Consider the following 16,904-nt stretch of genomic DNA (forward strand, 5'->3'; position numbering starts at 1 on the left):
AAATCCCCACGGCGCCTTGATTGAGCGCCTGCGCATGCCCGGCGGTCAGGGTGCCTGCCTGGATCGCCGTGCCGCCGGTGTAGCTGTTGGCGTGGCTCAGGATGAGGGCGCCGGCACTGGTCTTGGTGAGGCGCCCGCCTGTGCCGCCGATCGAACCGCCGAAGTCGCCGTCGCGCACGGTCAGGGTGGCCGCTCCGAGGTCGATGCTGCCGCTGCCCGAGAGGCTGCCGATCGACTGGTCGTGGCCCTGCAGCGCGAGCGTGCCGCCGGCGCCGACGCTGACGGCCCGGTCATCGGGGAGGGCCGAGGCGACGCTGGTCCGCAGCGTGCCTGCCTGGATCGTCGTGCCGCCGGTGTAGGTGTTGGCCTGCGAAAGCACCAGACTGCCGGCGCCCGCTTTCGTCAGGCTCCCGCCGCTGAACACACCGCTCTGCGTCGCACTGCTGCCGGCACTGGTGACGTCGATCGTCAATGCGCCGGCTCCCGTGGAAATGGCTCCCAGGGTCATCGCTTGCGCGGTCAGACCGAGGTTGGCACCCTGGGTCGTGATGGAGTTGCCGTTGGACCTGATCGAGCCACCGGCAGTGATGCTGACCGCCCGGCCGGCAGTGCTGGCAAAGCTGGCGTTGGTATTCAGAATGAAGTCGTTGTGCGCCTGCAGAGTATAGTTAGAGCTGGCACTGCCAAAGCGACTCGAGAGGACGTAGAAGTCGGCGGTACTGTTGGCAGTCTGGAACACCAGCGACCCGGACACCAGCGAGCCGATCAGCTCCGTAGGTGGCGGCGAGCCGCCCGGTGCCGTCGAAACAAAATACAGATCCCCCGGGTCGAGCAACAGCATCCCCGCCCTGCCCTTCGCCGCCGAGGTCACGACATCGCCGTCGAAAGTCAGGTTCCGCTTGCCGGACACCTCAACGAAGCCGCCGTCGCCGCCCTGCTCGCCGCCCTTCACCGAGGTCGTGCCGTGGTAGCGCGTCCAGTCGTCCGCCCAGACGATCACCTTGCCGCCGTCGCCGGTCGCACCGGCATCGGCGGTGATGGCGACTTCGGGGCCGACAAAGGTTTGCGTCGCGTTGCGCTCGCTGCCCTGCCCCTGGTAGTCGCCGCCGATCAGGACCGTGCCGCCGCCGACTGCTCCGGAGGCGTCGAGCCGCGCCTGCCCGAACAGCCCGACGCGCTCTCCGAGGACGCGAATCTCGCCGCCCGGGCGGGCGACGTCGGGCGTCGAGGCGTCGAGCTGCCCGCTGACGCTGACGACGCCGCTGCCGCCGCCGTCGAGATGGATCTCGCCGTTGCGCAGGGTGACACCGCGCGCCCGGACGACGCCCTCGACGTTGAGGACGGTGTCGAGCAGCGCGTCGCGCGCTCGCGCCTGCATGACGACGCGGCCGCCGTCGGCGTCGATGCTTCCGGAGTGTTCGACGAGGGCGCGCGCCAGTGCGCCGTCGACCTGGTAGCGGACGAGGCCGTCGCCGTCGAAGTCGAGCGCGACCTTGTCGCCGGCAATGAGGCCGGTGGTGCCACCGGGCGTGCTGATGTGGCCGGTGTTGATGACCCGGGCGCCGATCAGCGAGACGCTGCCGCCCGCCGGGGTGCGGATCTCGCCATCGTTGCGGACGATTCCGGCGCCGCCCGCATCGGCGGTGAACACCATGCGACCGGCGAGCAGGTCGTGCGGGTTGGCATTGAGCGTGCTGGCGACGAGGTTGCCGACATGGACGACGGCGCCCTTGCCGAACAGGACGCCGGCCGGGTTGATCAGGAAGACCGAGCCCGGGGCGCTGATGCGGCCGAGAATCTGCGAGGGGTCGTTGCCGGTGACGCGGTTGACGGTCATCGCGCTCGCCGAGGGCTGCGCGAAGTGCACCGATTCGTGGCCGGCGACGCTGAAGGTCCGCCAATCGATCGCGGCCTTGCCGCTGCTCTGGTTGATCACCATGCTCGACGCGCTGCCGCTGACGCTGGCCTGCCCGGCGATCACTTTCGGGTCGGTCGGCAGGCCGTGGGCGATGCTGCCAAAGGCGGCCATGAGGGCAAAGACGATCGGGCGCAGGGTGGCGCGGCACGGCGCTGCGTGATGGTTGCGATTCCGTTCCCGATTCACTTTGCTGGCCATGGCGGTCTTCCTTGGGCTGCGGGTGAGGGCTGCTGCTGGGGGTTCAGAAGTAGCGACTGAGCTGGAAGTACACGCGCGGTCGCCGGTCGACTTCGTCGTTCACGAGGGTGCCCTGCTGCCGCCAGGCGACGCTCCCTTGCGCCGACCAGCTCTTGGCGGTCGCCCAGTTGAGGGCGATGCCGAAGCCGGAGAGGGTGCGCTGGTTGGGCGGGTCGTCAATCTTCGTCGGCGGGTCGATGTCGAGCCGTGATCGTCCCCAGTCGTAGAACAGGGCGCCGATCAGCGCGCCGGGGATCTTGCCGTCCCAGTTGGGCAGCGGGTAGCGCAGTTCGGCGGTGACGATCTGCGCTTCGTCGCCCGGCGCTTCGCCGACCGGGTAGGCGCGCACGCCGAAGGGGCCGCCGAGGCTGAATTTCTGGTAGCTGTCGAGCCGGTCGTGGGTGAACTGGCCGGCGTAGCGGAAGAAGAAGAGGAACTTGCTGTCGCCGAGCGCCTGCAGCCGCGAGTAGAAGGGGTTGATCTTCTGGAAGCGGCCCACCGGGGTGGTGACCTCGGCCGTGGGGTTGTCGAGCGTGCCGTTGACGTAGCCGAGCGAGAAGTTGCTGATGCCACCACCGAAGAGCCCGTCGCGCAGGTCACCGCTGAGGGTGAGCAGGATCGAGCGCGAGGTGCGGTGGATCGACAGTCCGGCATCAGGGTTGTCGGTGAACTTCTGGTAGTCGTAGCCGGCCTGGACGAAGACGTTGAAGTTGCGCGAGCGGACGACCGGGTAGAGGGCGAAGGCCATCATGTCGCGCGCGAGGCCGTTGCCCGACGGGATGCCCTGCTTCTCGAGCAGGGTGTAGCCGAGGTAGGAGTACGACGCGCCGAGGCGCAGGCCATCGCTGCCCACCGGCACGACGTAGCTGGCAGAGCCGTAGCCGGTGCCGCCATCCTGCGAGAAGAGGGCGCGCAGCGCCAGGGAGTCGCCGAGCCCGAGCGGCGAGCCGAAGACGAGGCTGCCGGTGATGCGGTTGGTGCCGGTGTAGCGCGATCCCATGTCGTCGATCTGGACCTGCCCGGAGAGCCGCTGGTCGGGTTCGACGTCGAGCACGAGGTCGGCGGTTCCGGGTTCGCCGCCCGGACGGACGGTCGAGCGGGCGCTGACGCCGTGCAGGTCGTTGATCAGGAAGAGGACCCGTTCCATGTCGCTCGTCTGCAGGACGCTGCCGGCCTGGAGCCGGTCGAGGTAGCCCTGGATGCGCGCGCGCGAGACCGGCGTCTGCTCGTTGTAGTTGAGCTCGATCTTGCCCAGGCGGCCAAGGAGGACGACGATGCGGACGATGCCGTCGCTGATCTTCTGTTCGGGGATGTAGGCCTGCGCCAGCAGGTAGCCCTGGGCGTTGAAGTGGTTCTTGACCACCCCGGCGGCGTCGAGCAGGTCCTGGAAGCTGCGGTCCTTGCCGGTGAAGGAGGCAAGCCTGGCGCGCAGCGCGGCCGCTTCGTCGTCGCTGACGCCGACGATCTCGAAGCCGGCCACGTCGAGGCGCAACTCGGGAACGTCGGAGATCTCGCGCTTCGGCAGCGGCAGTTCGCTGCCGGTCTCGGCGTCGTCGAGCCTTGGCAGGCCGGGCGTGCCCTGGATGTCGCGCAGCAACCCGCCCGCGTCAACCTGCGCGTGCGCCAGGCCGCTGACGAGCAGCCACAGGAGCGCCCACACCATGCCCCAACGGGAGCACCCGCGCCCGCGTGCTTCGCCGTGCATCCAGTTCTCCCCCAAGAAAGCCCCCCAAACCGCGCCCGCCCCCGCTTCTGCGTCAGGATCGCGTGACGCCATCGCATCTTTTTCAAACAATTATGGCGATGCGAGTATAGACGAAGTCAACGGCGGAGGGATGCAACTTTTTTTCCCGAACTGGCGCGCGCCGCTTCGAACAGGCGCGCTGCTTCGTCATTCCGGTGCCGCCGGCGCGCGCACGATACAGGGCCGAAACGTGCTTCGGCAAGGAGCAGCCGAAGCGTCCGATGACGCTCCCCCTGCAAGCGAATTCACGCTATTCTTGCGCCACGTTGCATGTCGCTTCTGGTCGAGATGAGATGAGGGCTCCAGCTTCAGGGCAGGGTGAATCATTCCGCTGCTCGCCGTTCAGACGACGCTTTCTCGCCCGCGCGACCGGCCTGCTGCTGTCGAGCCAACTCGGTCTGGCAGCGAGGTGTGCGATCGCCGCCGGCGAGGCGGCCGCGGCGGATGGGCAAGCCGGCGAGCGCGATGCCGGCCGCCCCGCCGCCCACGCTGCGGCGGCGAGATGCGAATCATCGTCTTCATCACCGACGCCTGCGCTGTGCGCGACATTCTGACCCATATCGGCGAGCCGACATCGCCGCCACGCCTGATGCCCGCCCGGGCGCCGCCGCTCTGGGAGATGCAGGACGCCACCTTGGGCGAGGACAACCCACAGGCTCAATCCGCGCCGGAGTACGAATTCGACCAGCGTATCGCCTGGTAGTGGTGGGATGGAAGCAAGACGAGCCAAGACGAACTGCCATCGCCCGTCGCGGGACGACTCGCGCCAGGGGCCATCCGTTCGGCCGGTCCGGCCGGGCGGATGGCCCCTGGCGCTGAGCGGAGCGGGATTCGGATGACTTTTCAAGGGTCACCAAGGCAAAATTCGAGATTGACGCCCCTTGATGAAGGTTCATATACTCTCGATGGCGCCGTTGGATTTCCTATCCTTTGGACATCAGAGCCTCTTGCTGGCACCGAGACGACGGCATCGGGTCGTGCCCCGGCACGCGTTGGTCCGACGACGGAGGCTTCATGGGCATCGAAGACAAGTACAACCGGCTCAACAAGGCCGAAAAGGATTTTCTCTTCTGGCATCCGATTGCCGCGATCTCGTTCAACAGCAACGCCAGCACCGCATTGGAGGAGGCGCGAAAGCGCTTCGGCCCGACCACGCAGCACAACGGTTCGGGCGATGCCTTCCGGCATTGCTTCTGGTCGGCGATGAATGCACGCGACCAGGGCGCCGACCTGGCGCGCGGGTTCGGCAATGCCCATGAAGACTGGATCGGCAACCCACCGGCCGAGAAGGCCATGGACCTGCACAACAACGGCGTCGGCTACGGCATCGGGACCACCTACATCGGCGCGTCGGACCGCGCATTGGCCGTGCTGTGCGTGCAGGCCTGGGCCAGCAAGAAGCTGGTGCAGATCGACGTGCCCGGAGGCAGCGACCTGATCTACAGCAACTCCTACGAAAAGGCGCTGTACGAGCCATGATCATTCCCTTCGCCGCGCTGCGCCGTGTGTTCCTGCTGCTGATCGTCTCGGCGGTGGCATCGGGCTGCGAACCAGGCGGAAAGGCCGAGATGGAACTGACCCAGACCCTGACGAATGCCGCCGAAGCGGTGGCACCCGGACAATCGCTGTCGCTCGACAAGGTCGTCACCCAGCCCTGGGACCACGTGCTGCTGTTCGGCCCCTACACCACGGTCGACCTGATGAAGAAGGCCGTGGGCGGCGACCTGCCACCGGCCCTGCAGCGCATCCAGATCGAGCAGCGCGACGACGTCAATGCGGTTGTCTTTGTGCGCGAGGGCAAGGTCGCCGCCGCAGTGGCGCTGCCCCGCCGCGTGGCCGACTTCCCCAAGTCCGAGCTGCTGCGCTCCGTGCCGCGAACTCAGGCCAAGCTGTTGCGCGCTGCCACGGGCGTGGAGTTTCGCTGGCAGGGCAGCTGAATTCAGGCCGGCTTCGGCAACACCTGCAACACGCGCACGGGCGAGGCCGCGATCACCAGCGCCTGCAGCACGAAGCTTAGTGCCGCCAACCACAGGCAGACTGTCGCGCCTTGGCTGGCACCGACCGCGGCGCCGATCAGCGACCCGACCGGCCGCGCGCCGGCGTTCACGGTCAGGAAGATCGCCCCCACCCGGGGACCGCCGCTCTGGGAGATGGCCGATGCCGACCAGGGCAACCAGGGCGAGTTCGACCCGCAAGCTCAACCGGCACCGGACTACCCATTCGATCAGCGCATCGCCTGGCAAAGGCCGCACGAAAGCCGATCCGATCGGGCTCGTCAGGGGCTCAGGGGCCGCTTGCACCATGGGTCGCCGCGGCGGCCTCGTCGGCCACCGCGGCGACCCATAGCCATCCTCGTGCGGCGATTCCGGCGAGGTCTTCAGGCTCCTTGGGCACGCTTTCCCGGAATCACGACTGCTGTCAGGGCCTATCAGAGCCTGGAACACTTGCGGATGTGGCGTTGGATCTCCTATCCTTCGCCCGCCCCCCGCTTCTGCGTCAGGATCGCGTGACGCCATCGCATCTTCTTGAAACAACGATGGCGATGTGAGTATAGACGAAGTCGACAGCGGAGGGATGCAAGTTTTTTCCCCGAACTGGCGCGCGCTGCTTCATCAATGCGGTGCCGCCGGCGCGCGCACGATACAGGGCCGAAACGTGCTTCGGCAAGGACCAGCCGAAGCGTCCGATGACGCTCCCCCTGCAAGCGAATTCACGCTATTCTTGCGCCACGTTGCATGTCGCTTCTGGTCGAGATGAGATGAGGGCTCCAGCTTCAGGGCAGGGTGAATCATTCCGCTGCTCGCCGTTCAGACGACGCTTTCTCGCCCGCGCGACCGGCCTGCTGCTGTCGAGCCAACTCGGTCTGGCAGCGAGGTGTGCGATCGCCGCCGGCGAGGCGGCCGCGGCGGATGGGCAAGCCGGCGAGCGCGATGCCGGCCGCCCCGCCGGTCATCGCATTGCGCTGTTGATCTGTTGCGGCAGCTATCCGGACGGCAAGGACATTCAGCCGGCGCGCAAGAACGGTCGCGATCTGGAGGCGGCGCTGCGCCTGCATGGCTTCGACGTGCAGGTCGAGAATGATGCCGACCGCGCCCGCTTCACGGCAGCGGTCGGGCGCTTCGGCAAGCGGATGGCAGCCCTGCCGGACGACGGACGGGGAATCGGCATCGTCTATTTCTGCGGCCACGGCATGCAGTACGAAGGGCGCAACTACCTGCTGCCCTCCGGCGTCGCCAGCGACGATCCGAAGGCGAAGGAGAAGTCGGTCAACCTGCAGGACGAGCTCCTTTCCGCCTTTCCCCAACGCTATCCCGGCCTGGGGGTGGCGGTCATCGACGCCTGTCGAGATGGCATTTCGGAGGACGAGAAAGCCGGCTCCTTCAACTACTCGACCGCACCCACGGGCTGCATCGTCGCCTTCTCGGCAAGTGCCGGCCAGGTCTCGCTGTCACCGAAAGACCCGAACCAGAACAGCTTCTACACCAAGGAGCTGGTACAGGTTCTCAGCAACGTCGAACAGGAGATCTCGTTCACCGACATCTTCGAGTTCACCCGCCTGCGCGTGGCGCAGACGATGTCCAGCCACTCGCTGGCGATCATCCGCAAGCTGGCACAACGGCCACACATCACCAAGGGTCAGACCGGCGTCTTCCGGCTGGGCAAGGCGAGGACCACGACCGGCCCGCGCACCGCCGAAGACGAGGCCTTCGAGGCCGTGCTCGCGGCGCCGACCCCGGCCGAGATCAGGAGGGCTGCCGAGAACTTCCTCCGCGCCTACCCCGAGGGCCGTTACGAGCCGCAGACACGCGTCGCGCTGGCCGGCGCCGAGGACGCCCTGCGGGCTCTGTCAAGTCGCTTCGTCCGCCTGTCGTTGAGCGCCTTTCGCGTCAGCAGCGGCGATGAACGCTTTGCCGAGGACCTGCGCAAGGCGCTGCGCGGCGACAAGGACGCGGCTGCGCGGATTGCCGAAAGCTACCGTGTCGGCAGCGGCGATGTCGTGGCAAACCCAGCGCGCAGCGAACAGTGGTTGCGCTACTCGGGGTTGCTCGGCAACGCCATTGCCTGCTACCAGTTGTACCGGCAACTCGCGCAGAAGGGCGACCCGGACGCCGAGTTCTTCGGACCCGAAGCCGTTCGCCTCGGCTACCAGCCGCCGAAAGGCCTGTGCGGATCGCGCAAATCGGATGTCTGCTGATCGACCGGCCCGCCGGCGCGAGCGGACATGTCGCGCCGCCGGTGCGGACCTTTCGCTGCGCCAGGGCGTGTCGATCGCGCCAGGGCCATCCAGCGGAGGATGGGACGCCCCTGCGGCCGTTGCACGGCACGACCCGGCCGGCGCTGCACTGCGGGCGATCGGCGGCAGTTGCGCGTGGCGACGAAAGACCCTGCGCACGCGTGGCGTAGTGATTATAATCAATGGGCTGGGGGCGCAGAGATTGCGCCGAGTCCTGTCAGGTCCTTACGGAGGAGGTATCGCGCCATGAGTCGTCATTCAATCCTATTTTTTGTCCTTTGCAGCGCTCTCGGGCTGGGGTTTTCGCCAGCGGTCACGGCTTCCGGGCCGGCGAACGATGTCGTCGAACTGAATGGCCAGGTCACGGCCGAATCCATCGAGCAGGGGCTCTTCCCCAAGTCGGCAACGGCCAGCGACTGTGCTGAAGCGGCGAAGGCCGGCTTTAGCTGCGGGCAGATTGTGTCGCGCAAGACCTACTCGCTGCCTGTCGATGTCTCGTTCGCTGTCGGGTCGGCGCAGATCTCGGCTGCCGCCAAGAGCCTGCTGGCCCAGTTCGGCCCGGTCCTGAAGCGCAACGAGCACTCCGGGAGCAAGGTCGTTTTCGTCGGTCACACGGATGCATCCGGGTCACAGCAACTGAACCAGCGCCTGTCGCAGGAGCGTGCGGAATCGGTTCGCCAGTATTTCATCAAGGATTTCGGTGTTGCACCGTCATTCCTTGCCGCGACCGGCGTCGGATCGGCACAACTGAAGGACACGAACAACCCGAACAGCGTCGTCAACCGACGCGTCGAGATCACCACCAAGCCGGTGAAATAGTCGCCGGCAAGCTCGGCGCAGGCGGGCATGCCGTCTGCCGCTCGCGCCGGGGGGCGCCCGGCAGCCCGCAAGAGGCAACCCGCTGACCATCGACCCGTCGCGCCTCAATGCCAACGGTTTCGCGGCGCTGCCGCCGCCGCAGCCATCGCCGACCCGGCGCCACCCTGACCGCTGACCGCGAACGGGACTGCCGCGGCGGCCAGCCGGCCCTGCCCGACTCGCCGCCGGCAGCCGCGGCCGCATGATCGGGCATCCTTGACGGCCTTCGCTGCCGCCCGTCACCAGCACCCGCCACCGCGGCAGCGTGGGGTTGCGTCAGGCCCCGATGTCGACAATAATCGTCCTGTAGCGCAAACCGACCTGAACTGAGCATGGCTGGATGAATACAAGAAAATACGCTCTTGTCGTTGCCGTGACCACATGGGTACTGCTCCTCGTTGCCTGCGCTTCGCCGCCTCCGCCGCCGAAGCCGACGGTCGTCCGCATCGACCTGACGGCGTCGGCTACGGTCAATGCCGATGTCACTGGGCGCGGCATGCCGGTAGTGGTCCGCTACTATCTTCTTCAGAGCACCGGTGCTTTTGACAGCGCCGACTACTTCTCGCTTTTCGAGCGCGACGACACCCTGCTTGGTGCCAGCAAGGTGCTGCGCGAGGAACTGACGCTCAGGCCCGGTCAGAGCCACTCGGTGGAGTTGCGGCCACTCGGCGATGCCCATGCCCTTGGCGTTTTTGTCGCCTATCGTGATTTCAACCAGACGCTCTGGCGCGCAACCGCTCCAGTTCCCCAGAACATGACGACCAGCTATTCGATCCAGGTCGACAGGAACAGCGTTTCGATCACGCCACGCGCGCGCTGATGGTGAAGGGGCGGTGCGCGGGGGCGTCCGCCGTGCTTTTCGCTCCGGGGGGCATGCATGTCCTGGTTCAGTAAGGTCGTGTGGTCGGAAGGCCTGTTCCTTCGCCCACAGCATTTCCAACAACAGGACCGCTACACTGGGTGGTTCGTCGAAAGTCGCGCGCGCGCTCTGGGCGGGCTCTTCTGGGGATTCAGCCACCTCGAACTCGATGAGGGCGCGCTGAGCACGGGCAAGGTCGCTTTGCTGGCGGCCCGCGGCGTCCTGCCCGATGGCACGCCTTTCGACTTTCCGGCGGCACATCCAGCTCCGCTCGCCCTCGATTTCCCGCCGGATGCCCGCAATGCCGTCGTCTACCTGGCGCTGCCCCAGCGCCGACCGGAGAGCCTCGAGGACGCCCTGCCGTCGGACACTGCCGCCGATCTCGCGCGCTTCACCCAGGCCGACGAGGAGTTCAGCGATTCGGCGACGGCCGACTCCAGCGCGCAGCCGGTCAAGGTGGGATACCCGCGGCTGCGGCTGGTCGTGGCGGAACAGATATCCGATGCCTTTCTCCGGCTGGGCGTCCTGCGCATCAGCGAGCGACGCCCCGACAACAGCCTGCTGGTCGACCGCAGCCATATCCCGCCGGTGCTCTCGTGCCGGGTATCGCCGGTCCTCGCCAGCATGCTGCGCGAGATCTGCGGCCTGCTCAAGCAGCGCTCGGATGCGCTGGCGGCCAGGGTCGTCCAGCCCGCCGCGGGTGGGGTGGCGGAGATTGCCCATTTCGTCTTCCTGTTGACGGTGAACCGCCACCTGCCAGTATTCAACCATCTGCTGGAGCAGTCCCAGCTCCATCCCGAGCGGCTGTTCACGCGCCTGCTGGAACTGGCCGGAGAACTGGCAACGCTGGTGCGCACGGAAAGATGCCCGGCCCCCATGCCGGCCTACAATCATGATGCGCTCGAACTCTGCTTCACCCCGCTGATGACCGAGATCAGGCGGTTCCTGGGAACCGTCATCGAGGAGAACGCGATGCAGATTGAACTCCAGGACCACAAGCAGGGGCGCTATGTTGGCGTGATCGCCGATCGCAGCCTGCTGCGCCACGCCGGCTTCGTCCTGGCGGTAAACGCGCAGATGCCGAGCGAGACACTGCGGACACGCTTCCCGGCACAGGCGAAGCTCGGGCCACTGGAAAAGATACGCGAACTGGTCAACCTGCAGCTGCCCGGGATCGCCCTGCGTCCGCTGGCCGTCGCACCGCGCCAGATTCCGTTCCACGCCGGGTTCAGCTACTTCGAGCTGGACAACTCGGGGGACCTGTGGAAACAGCTCAATGATTCGGGTGGGCTGGGCATTTACGTCTCGGGCAACTTCCCGTCGCTCGAACTCGCGCTGTGGGCCATCCGCGCCTGAGCACACAGCCACTGGCGCGCCGCTTCATGACTGGAGATGGGCCACATGGTGCACGATGATCCCTTCTTGCCCCCGTCGGACAAGACGCTGCTCGTACCCTCGCCGGGAGCGCGAGCAAGTCGCCCGGCAACAGGCAGCGCGAGCGAAGGAGCGCCGGCTGGATCGCGCTTCGAACGTATCGAGCTGTCATCCCTCGACTGGCACACCGGGTTGAACCCGCTGGTTGCCGCCGCCAATCCACTGCTCAATCTCGCGCCCCAGTTGCGCCAGGTCAACCGCGCTGATCCAGGGAGTCTGCGCGAGGCTCTGGCGCGTGCCGTGAGCATGTTCGAACGTCAGGCGAAAGAGCGCGGAGTGCTGCACGAGCATGTGATGGCAGGCCGCTACGCCTTGTGCACATTCCTCGATGAAGCGGCCGCCAATACCCCCTGGGGCGAGAAGATCTGGGCACAGCGCAGCCTGCTGGTGCAGTTTCACAACGAGGCCTGGGGCGGCGAAAAGTTCTTCCAGCTCATGGGCAAGGTCGCCGAGCAGCCGAGCAGCCATCGCGACCTGCTCGAACTGTTCTACCTGATCCTCAGCCTCGGCTTCGAGGGGCGCTACCGGGTGCTGCAGAACGGCCAGGCACAACTGGCGTCGGTTCGTGAGCGCCTGGCGCAGATGCTGGCCCGGGAACGGGGCGAAGTCAGCCGCGAACTTTCTCCCGCCTGGCAGAGCACCGCCGGCGCCACGCGCCCCCTCCGTGAAAGCCTGCCGTTGTGGGCCGTGGCGGCAGTGACGACGCTCCTTCTGGCGCTCCTTTACCTGTTGGCGTCGTTTGCGCTGAACCGTCACTCCGACCCCACTTTTTCCTCGATTCTCGCGCTCAAGGCAGGCGCACCGCCAGCCGTCGCCAGCCCGCAGGCACCGCCGGCCAAGGCTCCGGCCAGACTCGCCCACTTCCTCACCAGCGATATTCAGGCCGGCCGCGTCGTCGTTCGCGACCTGCCCGACCGGAGCATCGTCCTGGCACAGGGCGACGGCCTCTTCGAGCCGGGCAGCGCGACGCTTTCGCCCACCTTCACGCAACTGCTCGCACGGGTGGGGGATGCGATCCGGCAGGTGAATGGCAGCGTGCTGATCAAGGGTCATACCGACAACCGCCCGATCCGTTCGGCCCGCTTCCCGTCGAACTGGCACCTGTCGCAGGCGCGCGCCGACGCCGTGGCGGCGACGCTCGCACCACATCTCGGCGAGCGCCCGGGAATCAGGACCGAAGGGCGGGCCGAGAGCGACCCGCTGATGAGCAATGACACAGCCGAAGGCCGTGCCCAGAACCGGCGCGTCGAGATCATCGTGTACCCCGCCGTGCCCGGCCCTGACCCCAACGCCGCTGCATCGACAAGGGGAGACCGATGAAAAGGATCCTGCGCGCGTTGCTCCACCCGATCGTGCTCGGAACCCTGGGACTGATCGCGCTGTCGCTGCTGATCTGGTTCGTCAGTCCGCTGCTGGCCATCGCCGGCCATGAGCCATTCGCATCCGAGACCGTCCGCTGGGTGCTGATCGGCCTGCTGGTCCTGTTCGTCATCCTGCGCTTCGCGATCCGCCGCTGGCGAGCACGCACCAGCAATGCCAGACTGCTGGACGGACTGCTCGGCAAGACCAGCGAACAGGCCGTCGAGTCGCCGGAAGTGGCGATCCTCCGGCAACGTTTCGAAGAGGCGGTGAAGGTGCTGCGCCAGAGCCAGGCGCAGCCGGCCAAGGGCGGTGGACTGGCACGGCTGCGCAGCCTCGGCTCGGCGCGTTACCTCTACCAGCTCCCGTGGTACGTCTTCATCGGCGCACCCGGCGCCGGCAAGACGACGGCACTGGTCAACTCCGGCCTGCGCTTTCCTCTCGCCGACAAACTCGGCAGGCAGGAACTGAAGGGCGTCGGCGGCACGCGCAACTGCGACTGGTGGTTCACCGACGAAGCGGTCCTCATCGATACCGCCGGACGCTATACGACGCAGGACTCGGATCATGACGCGGACCGGGACGCCTGGCTGGGTTTTCTCGCCCTGCTGCGCAAGCATCGTCCGCGTCAGCCGCTGAACGGCGTGCTGCTGACCGTCAGTGTCGGCGACCTACTCGCCCACTCGGAAGCCGAAGCCACTCGCCATTGCGAGGCCCTGCGGGCACGCGTGCAGGAACTGTATTCCCGGCTCGGCGTCCGTCTGCCGATCTACGTCCTGGTCACCAAGGCCGATCTGATGGCGGGCTTCAACGAATTCTTCTCCAACCTCGGCAAGGAGGCGCGCGACCAGGTCTGGGGCTTCACCTTCCCGCTTGACGAAACCGGCAGCGAGGCGCTGAAGGCACTGCCCGGGCAACTGGCGGCGCTGATGGAGCGCCTGCACGGGCAACTCGTGTCGCGCCTGCAGGAGGAAACCGACCTGCGCCGCAGGAACGCGATAAGCGCCTTTGACCAGCAGTTCGGCGCCGCCAGCCGGCTGCTCGAAGCCTTCCTCGGCAAGGTCTTTGCCCCGTCCGGCTACGACCACCCCTTGATGGTGCGCGGCGTCTATTTCACCAGCGGGACGCAGGAAGGAAACCCGATCGACCGCGTCATGGCGAGCCTGGGCAGTGCCTTCGGTGTCGAGAGGCGTCTGCTGCGCCCCGAGTCCGGCAGCGGCAAGAGCTTCTTCCTGACGCGCCTGCTGCGCGAAGTGGTTTTCGTCGAATCGCGTCTCGGGGGCGCCAACCTCAAGTGGGAACGGCGCCGCAGCCTGGTCCACGCCGCCGCACTGGTCGCCATGGCCCTGCTCTCGCTGCTGCTGCTGTTCGGCTGGACGCTCAGCTATCTGCGCAACCGGACCTACGTCGACGAGGTACAGGCCAGTACGGCAGCAGCACGGACGGTGGTCGCGCAGATTGCTGCCACTCCGCAGGGCGACCCGCTGGCGATCCTGGCCGCCCTCGACGCGGTTCGCGACGTCACGTCGACCCCCACCCGCACGCGCGGCGATGCTCCCTTCGGCATGGGGCTGGGACTGTTCCAGGGCGACAAACTCGATTCGGCGGCCGAACAGGCCTACCGCAGCCTGCTGCGCGACGCGTTCTTCCCGCGGCTCTCGAAGCGCATCGAGAGCCAGTTGCGGGGACTGGACGGTACCAATCTCGAACTGGCCTACGAAACCCTAAAGGCCTACCAGATGCTCAACGATCCGAAGCATTTCGATGCCGAGGCACTGAAGGCCTGGATCAGCTTCGACTGGGAGCGCAACCTCCCGCGTGACGCGACCACAGATCAACGGGCAGCGCTGGCGATGCATCTCAACAACCTCTTCGCCGACGGCCCGGTCGCGTCACCGGTCCTGCCGGACGCGGCGCTGGTCGCGCGAACGCGCGACATGCTGCTCCGCTACACACTGGCCAACCGCATCTACAGTCGTCTCAAGCGGCAGGGGGTCGGCAGTGCCTTTCCCGAGTTCAGCGTCGAACAGGCCGCCGGCAGTGGCGCGTCGCTGGTGTTCGTCCGCAAGAGCGGCGCGCCGTTGACCCGCGGCGTCCCCGGACTGTACACCTACGACGGCTATCACAAGGGCTTCGACAAGGAAGTCAGCGCCGTGGCCAGAAAGCTCGCCGACGAGGAAACGTGGGTTCTGGGAACGGCAGGCAAGACGAGCTTCGCGCTGCGTGACACCAGCAGCATCGCCAACGACGTACGCAAACTCTACCTCGCCGACTACGCCCGTGTGTGGGAGGACTATCTCGCCGACATCACGCTGATCCGGTCGACCAGTCTCAGCCAGAGCATCCAGATGGCGAGGGTCCTGTCCGCACCGGACTCGCCGCTGCCGCGACTCCTCAAGGCGGTGGCGCGGGAGACGACGCTGACGCCGAAAGAGGGACAGAAATCGGTCCTGGATCAGGCCGAGGAAAAGTTGGCCGGTGCGAAACAGGAACTGGGCAAGGTGCTGGGCCTGGGCGGCAGCGATGCCGCTGCCGCCGCCCCCAGGCATCGTCTGGAGAGCATCGTCGACGACCGCTTCGTCAAGATCCGGCAACTCGTCACCGGTGACGGCAAGGCCGCACCAATCGATGGCGTGATGCAGTTGCTGAACGATGTCTACGTGCAGCTCTCGGCAACCGAAACTGCGATCAGGGACAAGGTTGCGGCTCCTCCGGCCAACTCGTCGGCGCGGGTCAAGGCGGAAAGTGCCAACATGCCCGAGCCGCTGCGTTCGATGCTGCAGCAACTGTCCAGCGCCGGAACCAGCCAGTCGCTCGTCGCCACGCGCGAGACCCTGTCCTCCGCCGTCGGCACGCAGATCGGACAGTTCTGCAGGCTCGCCATCGATGGTCGCTATCCTTTCGACCGCAGCAGCATCCGCGACGTCACCCGCGATGATTTCGCCCGCCTCTTCGGGCCCGGCGGCCTGATGGACGATTTCTTCCAGAAGAATCTGGCGCCCTACGTCGACACCTCGACCCGCCCGTGGAGTTTCAAGAAGGTGCAGGAACACTCGCTCGGCAACCCCGGAAACCTCGCCCAGTTCCAGCGTGCGGCAACGATCCGCGACGTGTTCTTCCGCGGCGGCGGCTCGATGCAGCTCGTCTTCAAACCAATCGAGATGGATGCGGCGATCAGCCAGTTCACGCTCGACCTCGATGGGCAACTGGTCCGCTATGCCCACGGGCCCCAGATACCGCAATCGATCCAGTGGCCGGGCAGCAAGGGCGGTCTCTCGGCACGCATCCAGATCACGCCGCCCGGCCCCGGCGGCATTTCGAGCAAGGCGACGGAGGGCGTCTGGTCCCTGTTCCGGCTCTTCGACAGGTCGCGGATCGAGGATTTTGGCTCGCCCGAAACGTTTCGCGTCATTTTCGACATCGACGGCCGCCAGGCGACCTTCGAGGTGACCGCCAGTAGCGTGCAGAATCCGTTTCGGTTGCGCGAGCTCTCCGAGTTCCGCTGCCCGAGCGACCTCTGACGGCCGACGCATGACCGCCGCTGCCGGTTGGTATGGCAAGCTGCCGCAACTGGGCGACTTCTCGCAGCGCCGACTGCCGCAGAACTTCGTCGACCACTGGGACGCGTGGCTGCAGGAAGGGATCACGCACAGCCGCTCGGAACTCGGTGACGACTGGCTCGAAAGTTTCCTGACCGCAAACGTCTGGCACTTCTTCCTGAGCCCTGGTGTGCTCGGAACGCAGGCGTGGGCCGGCATCTGGATGCCGTCGGTGGACCGGGTCGGGCGCTACTTTCCGTTGACCGTGGCAGCTGAACTGCCACCCGAGACAATGCTTCTGACCGCGGCGCCAGCTCTCGATGCCTGGCTGCGGCGAGTCGAGGACTGTGCCCGCGGGATGCTCGAACTCGACCACGGAGCCGGCGACCTCGACGATTCGCTGCGAGAACTGGGCCTGCCGACGCTCAACGGGCAGGCAGCGCCACACTGTGCTGCAGCGGCGGAGCAGCTGGCCCGTCAGGAACCGGTAATCGACCTGCAGTCGATGTGCGGGAAGAGCTTTCCGGCGAAATGCCTGGCCGCCATCGCCAGCGTGCGCCTGCAGGCGGCGTTTGCCGGCTACTCGCTGTGGTGGTGCCACGGATGCGACGGGACAAGCGGCGGGTTTGCACACAGAGGCTTGCCGATGGCCTCGTTTCTGACGAAGATGCTCGTCTATTCTCCTGCCAGTGAGACGACGCCAGCGATCGGAGGGATTTGAG

At 66.7% G+C, this 16,904-nt stretch carries 13 protein-coding genes; 10 read left to right on the plus strand and 3 right to left on the minus strand.

Annotated features, from left to right (window positions below):
* Window positions 1–2,116 (minus strand): filamentous hemagglutinin N-terminal domain-containing protein (locus tag NFW30_RS17180; protein WP_295358343.1); only part of this gene is annotated, 2,116 nt, incomplete at its 3' end.
* A gap of 43 nt (window positions 2,117–2,159) precedes the next feature.
* Window positions 2,160–3,860: a ShlB/FhaC/HecB family hemolysin secretion/activation protein gene (locus NFW30_RS17185; protein WP_295358342.1), complete on the minus strand. Its 1,701-nt coding sequence runs from the start codon at window positions 3,858–3,860 to the stop codon at window positions 2,160–2,162.
* Between the two features lie 541 nt (window positions 3,861–4,401).
* Between NFW30_RS17185 and NFW30_RS17190 the strand changes: the two genes are divergently transcribed.
* From NFW30_RS17190 to NFW30_RS17200, 3 genes are all read left to right on the plus strand, one after another.
* Entirely contained in the window at window positions 4,402–4,602 is a 201-nt protein-coding gene (locus tag NFW30_RS17190) for a hypothetical protein (RefSeq protein WP_295358339.1), read from the plus strand.
* 311 nt (window positions 4,603–4,913) lie between these two features.
* Complete coding sequence (locus NFW30_RS17195; RefSeq protein WP_295358338.1) at window positions 4,914–5,378, plus strand: hypothetical protein; 465 nt, start codon at window positions 4,914–4,916, stop codon at window positions 5,376–5,378.
* The gene (locus NFW30_RS17200) at window positions 5,375–5,836 is read left to right on the plus strand and encodes a hypothetical protein (RefSeq protein WP_295358336.1); all 462 of its coding nucleotides are present in this window, start codon (window positions 5,375–5,377) and stop codon (window positions 5,834–5,836) included. Before NFW30_RS17195 ends, NFW30_RS17200 begins: the two co-directional genes overlap by 4 nt.
* Before the next feature lie 2 nt (window positions 5,837–5,838).
* Here the strand turns inward: NFW30_RS17200 and NFW30_RS17205 are convergent, their stop codons facing one another.
* Window positions 5,839–6,027: a hypothetical protein gene (locus NFW30_RS17205; protein WP_295358333.1), complete on the minus strand. Its 189-nt coding sequence runs from the start codon at window positions 6,025–6,027 to the stop codon at window positions 5,839–5,841.
* 630 nt (window positions 6,028–6,657) lie between these two features.
* Between NFW30_RS17205 and NFW30_RS17210 the strand changes: the two genes are divergently transcribed.
* The 7 genes from NFW30_RS17210 to tagF all read left to right on the plus strand — a co-directional run bounded on the left by NFW30_RS17210 (window position 6,658) and on the right by tagF (window position 16,903).
* Entirely contained in the window at window positions 6,658–8,094 is a 1,437-nt protein-coding gene (locus tag NFW30_RS17210; protein WP_295372382.1) for a caspase family protein, read from the plus strand.
* Window positions 8,095–8,379: 285 nt separating this feature from the next.
* On the plus strand, window positions 8,380–8,952 hold the full coding sequence (locus tag NFW30_RS17215) for an OmpA family protein (protein WP_295358328.1): 573 nt from the start codon (window positions 8,380–8,382) through the stop codon (window positions 8,950–8,952).
* Window positions 8,953–9,331: 379 nt separating this feature from the next.
* On the plus strand, window positions 9,332–9,811 hold the full coding sequence (gene tssJ, locus NFW30_RS17220) for a type VI secretion system lipoprotein TssJ (protein WP_295358325.1): 480 nt from the start codon (window positions 9,332–9,334) through the stop codon (window positions 9,809–9,811).
* A 57-nt stretch (window positions 9,812–9,868) separates the two neighbouring features.
* On the plus strand, window positions 9,869–11,206 hold the full coding sequence (tssK, locus tag NFW30_RS17225; RefSeq protein WP_295358323.1) for a type VI secretion system baseplate subunit TssK: 1,338 nt from the start codon (window positions 9,869–9,871) through the stop codon (window positions 11,204–11,206).
* A 45-nt stretch (window positions 11,207–11,251) separates the two neighbouring features.
* Entirely contained in the window at window positions 11,252–12,604 is a 1,353-nt protein-coding gene (locus tag NFW30_RS17230) for a DotU family type VI secretion system protein (RefSeq protein ID WP_295358320.1), read from the plus strand.
* On the plus strand, window positions 12,601–16,164 hold the full coding sequence (gene tssM, locus NFW30_RS17235) for a type VI secretion system membrane subunit TssM (protein ID WP_295358318.1): 3,564 nt from the start codon (window positions 12,601–12,603) through the stop codon (window positions 16,162–16,164). Before NFW30_RS17230 ends, tssM begins: the two co-directional genes overlap by 4 nt.
* 10 nt (window positions 16,165–16,174) lie before the next feature.
* Window positions 16,175–16,903 (plus strand): type VI secretion system-associated protein TagF, encoded by a 729-nt coding sequence (gene tagF, locus NFW30_RS17240; RefSeq protein WP_295358315.1) that lies wholly within the window; start codon window positions 16,175–16,177, stop codon window positions 16,901–16,903.
* Window position 16,904 lies beyond the last annotated feature (1 nt).

The sequence above is a fragment of the Accumulibacter sp. genome, from assembly GCF_023806635.1.
Taxonomy (GTDB): Bacteria; Pseudomonadota; Gammaproteobacteria; order Burkholderiales; family Rhodocyclaceae; genus Accumulibacter.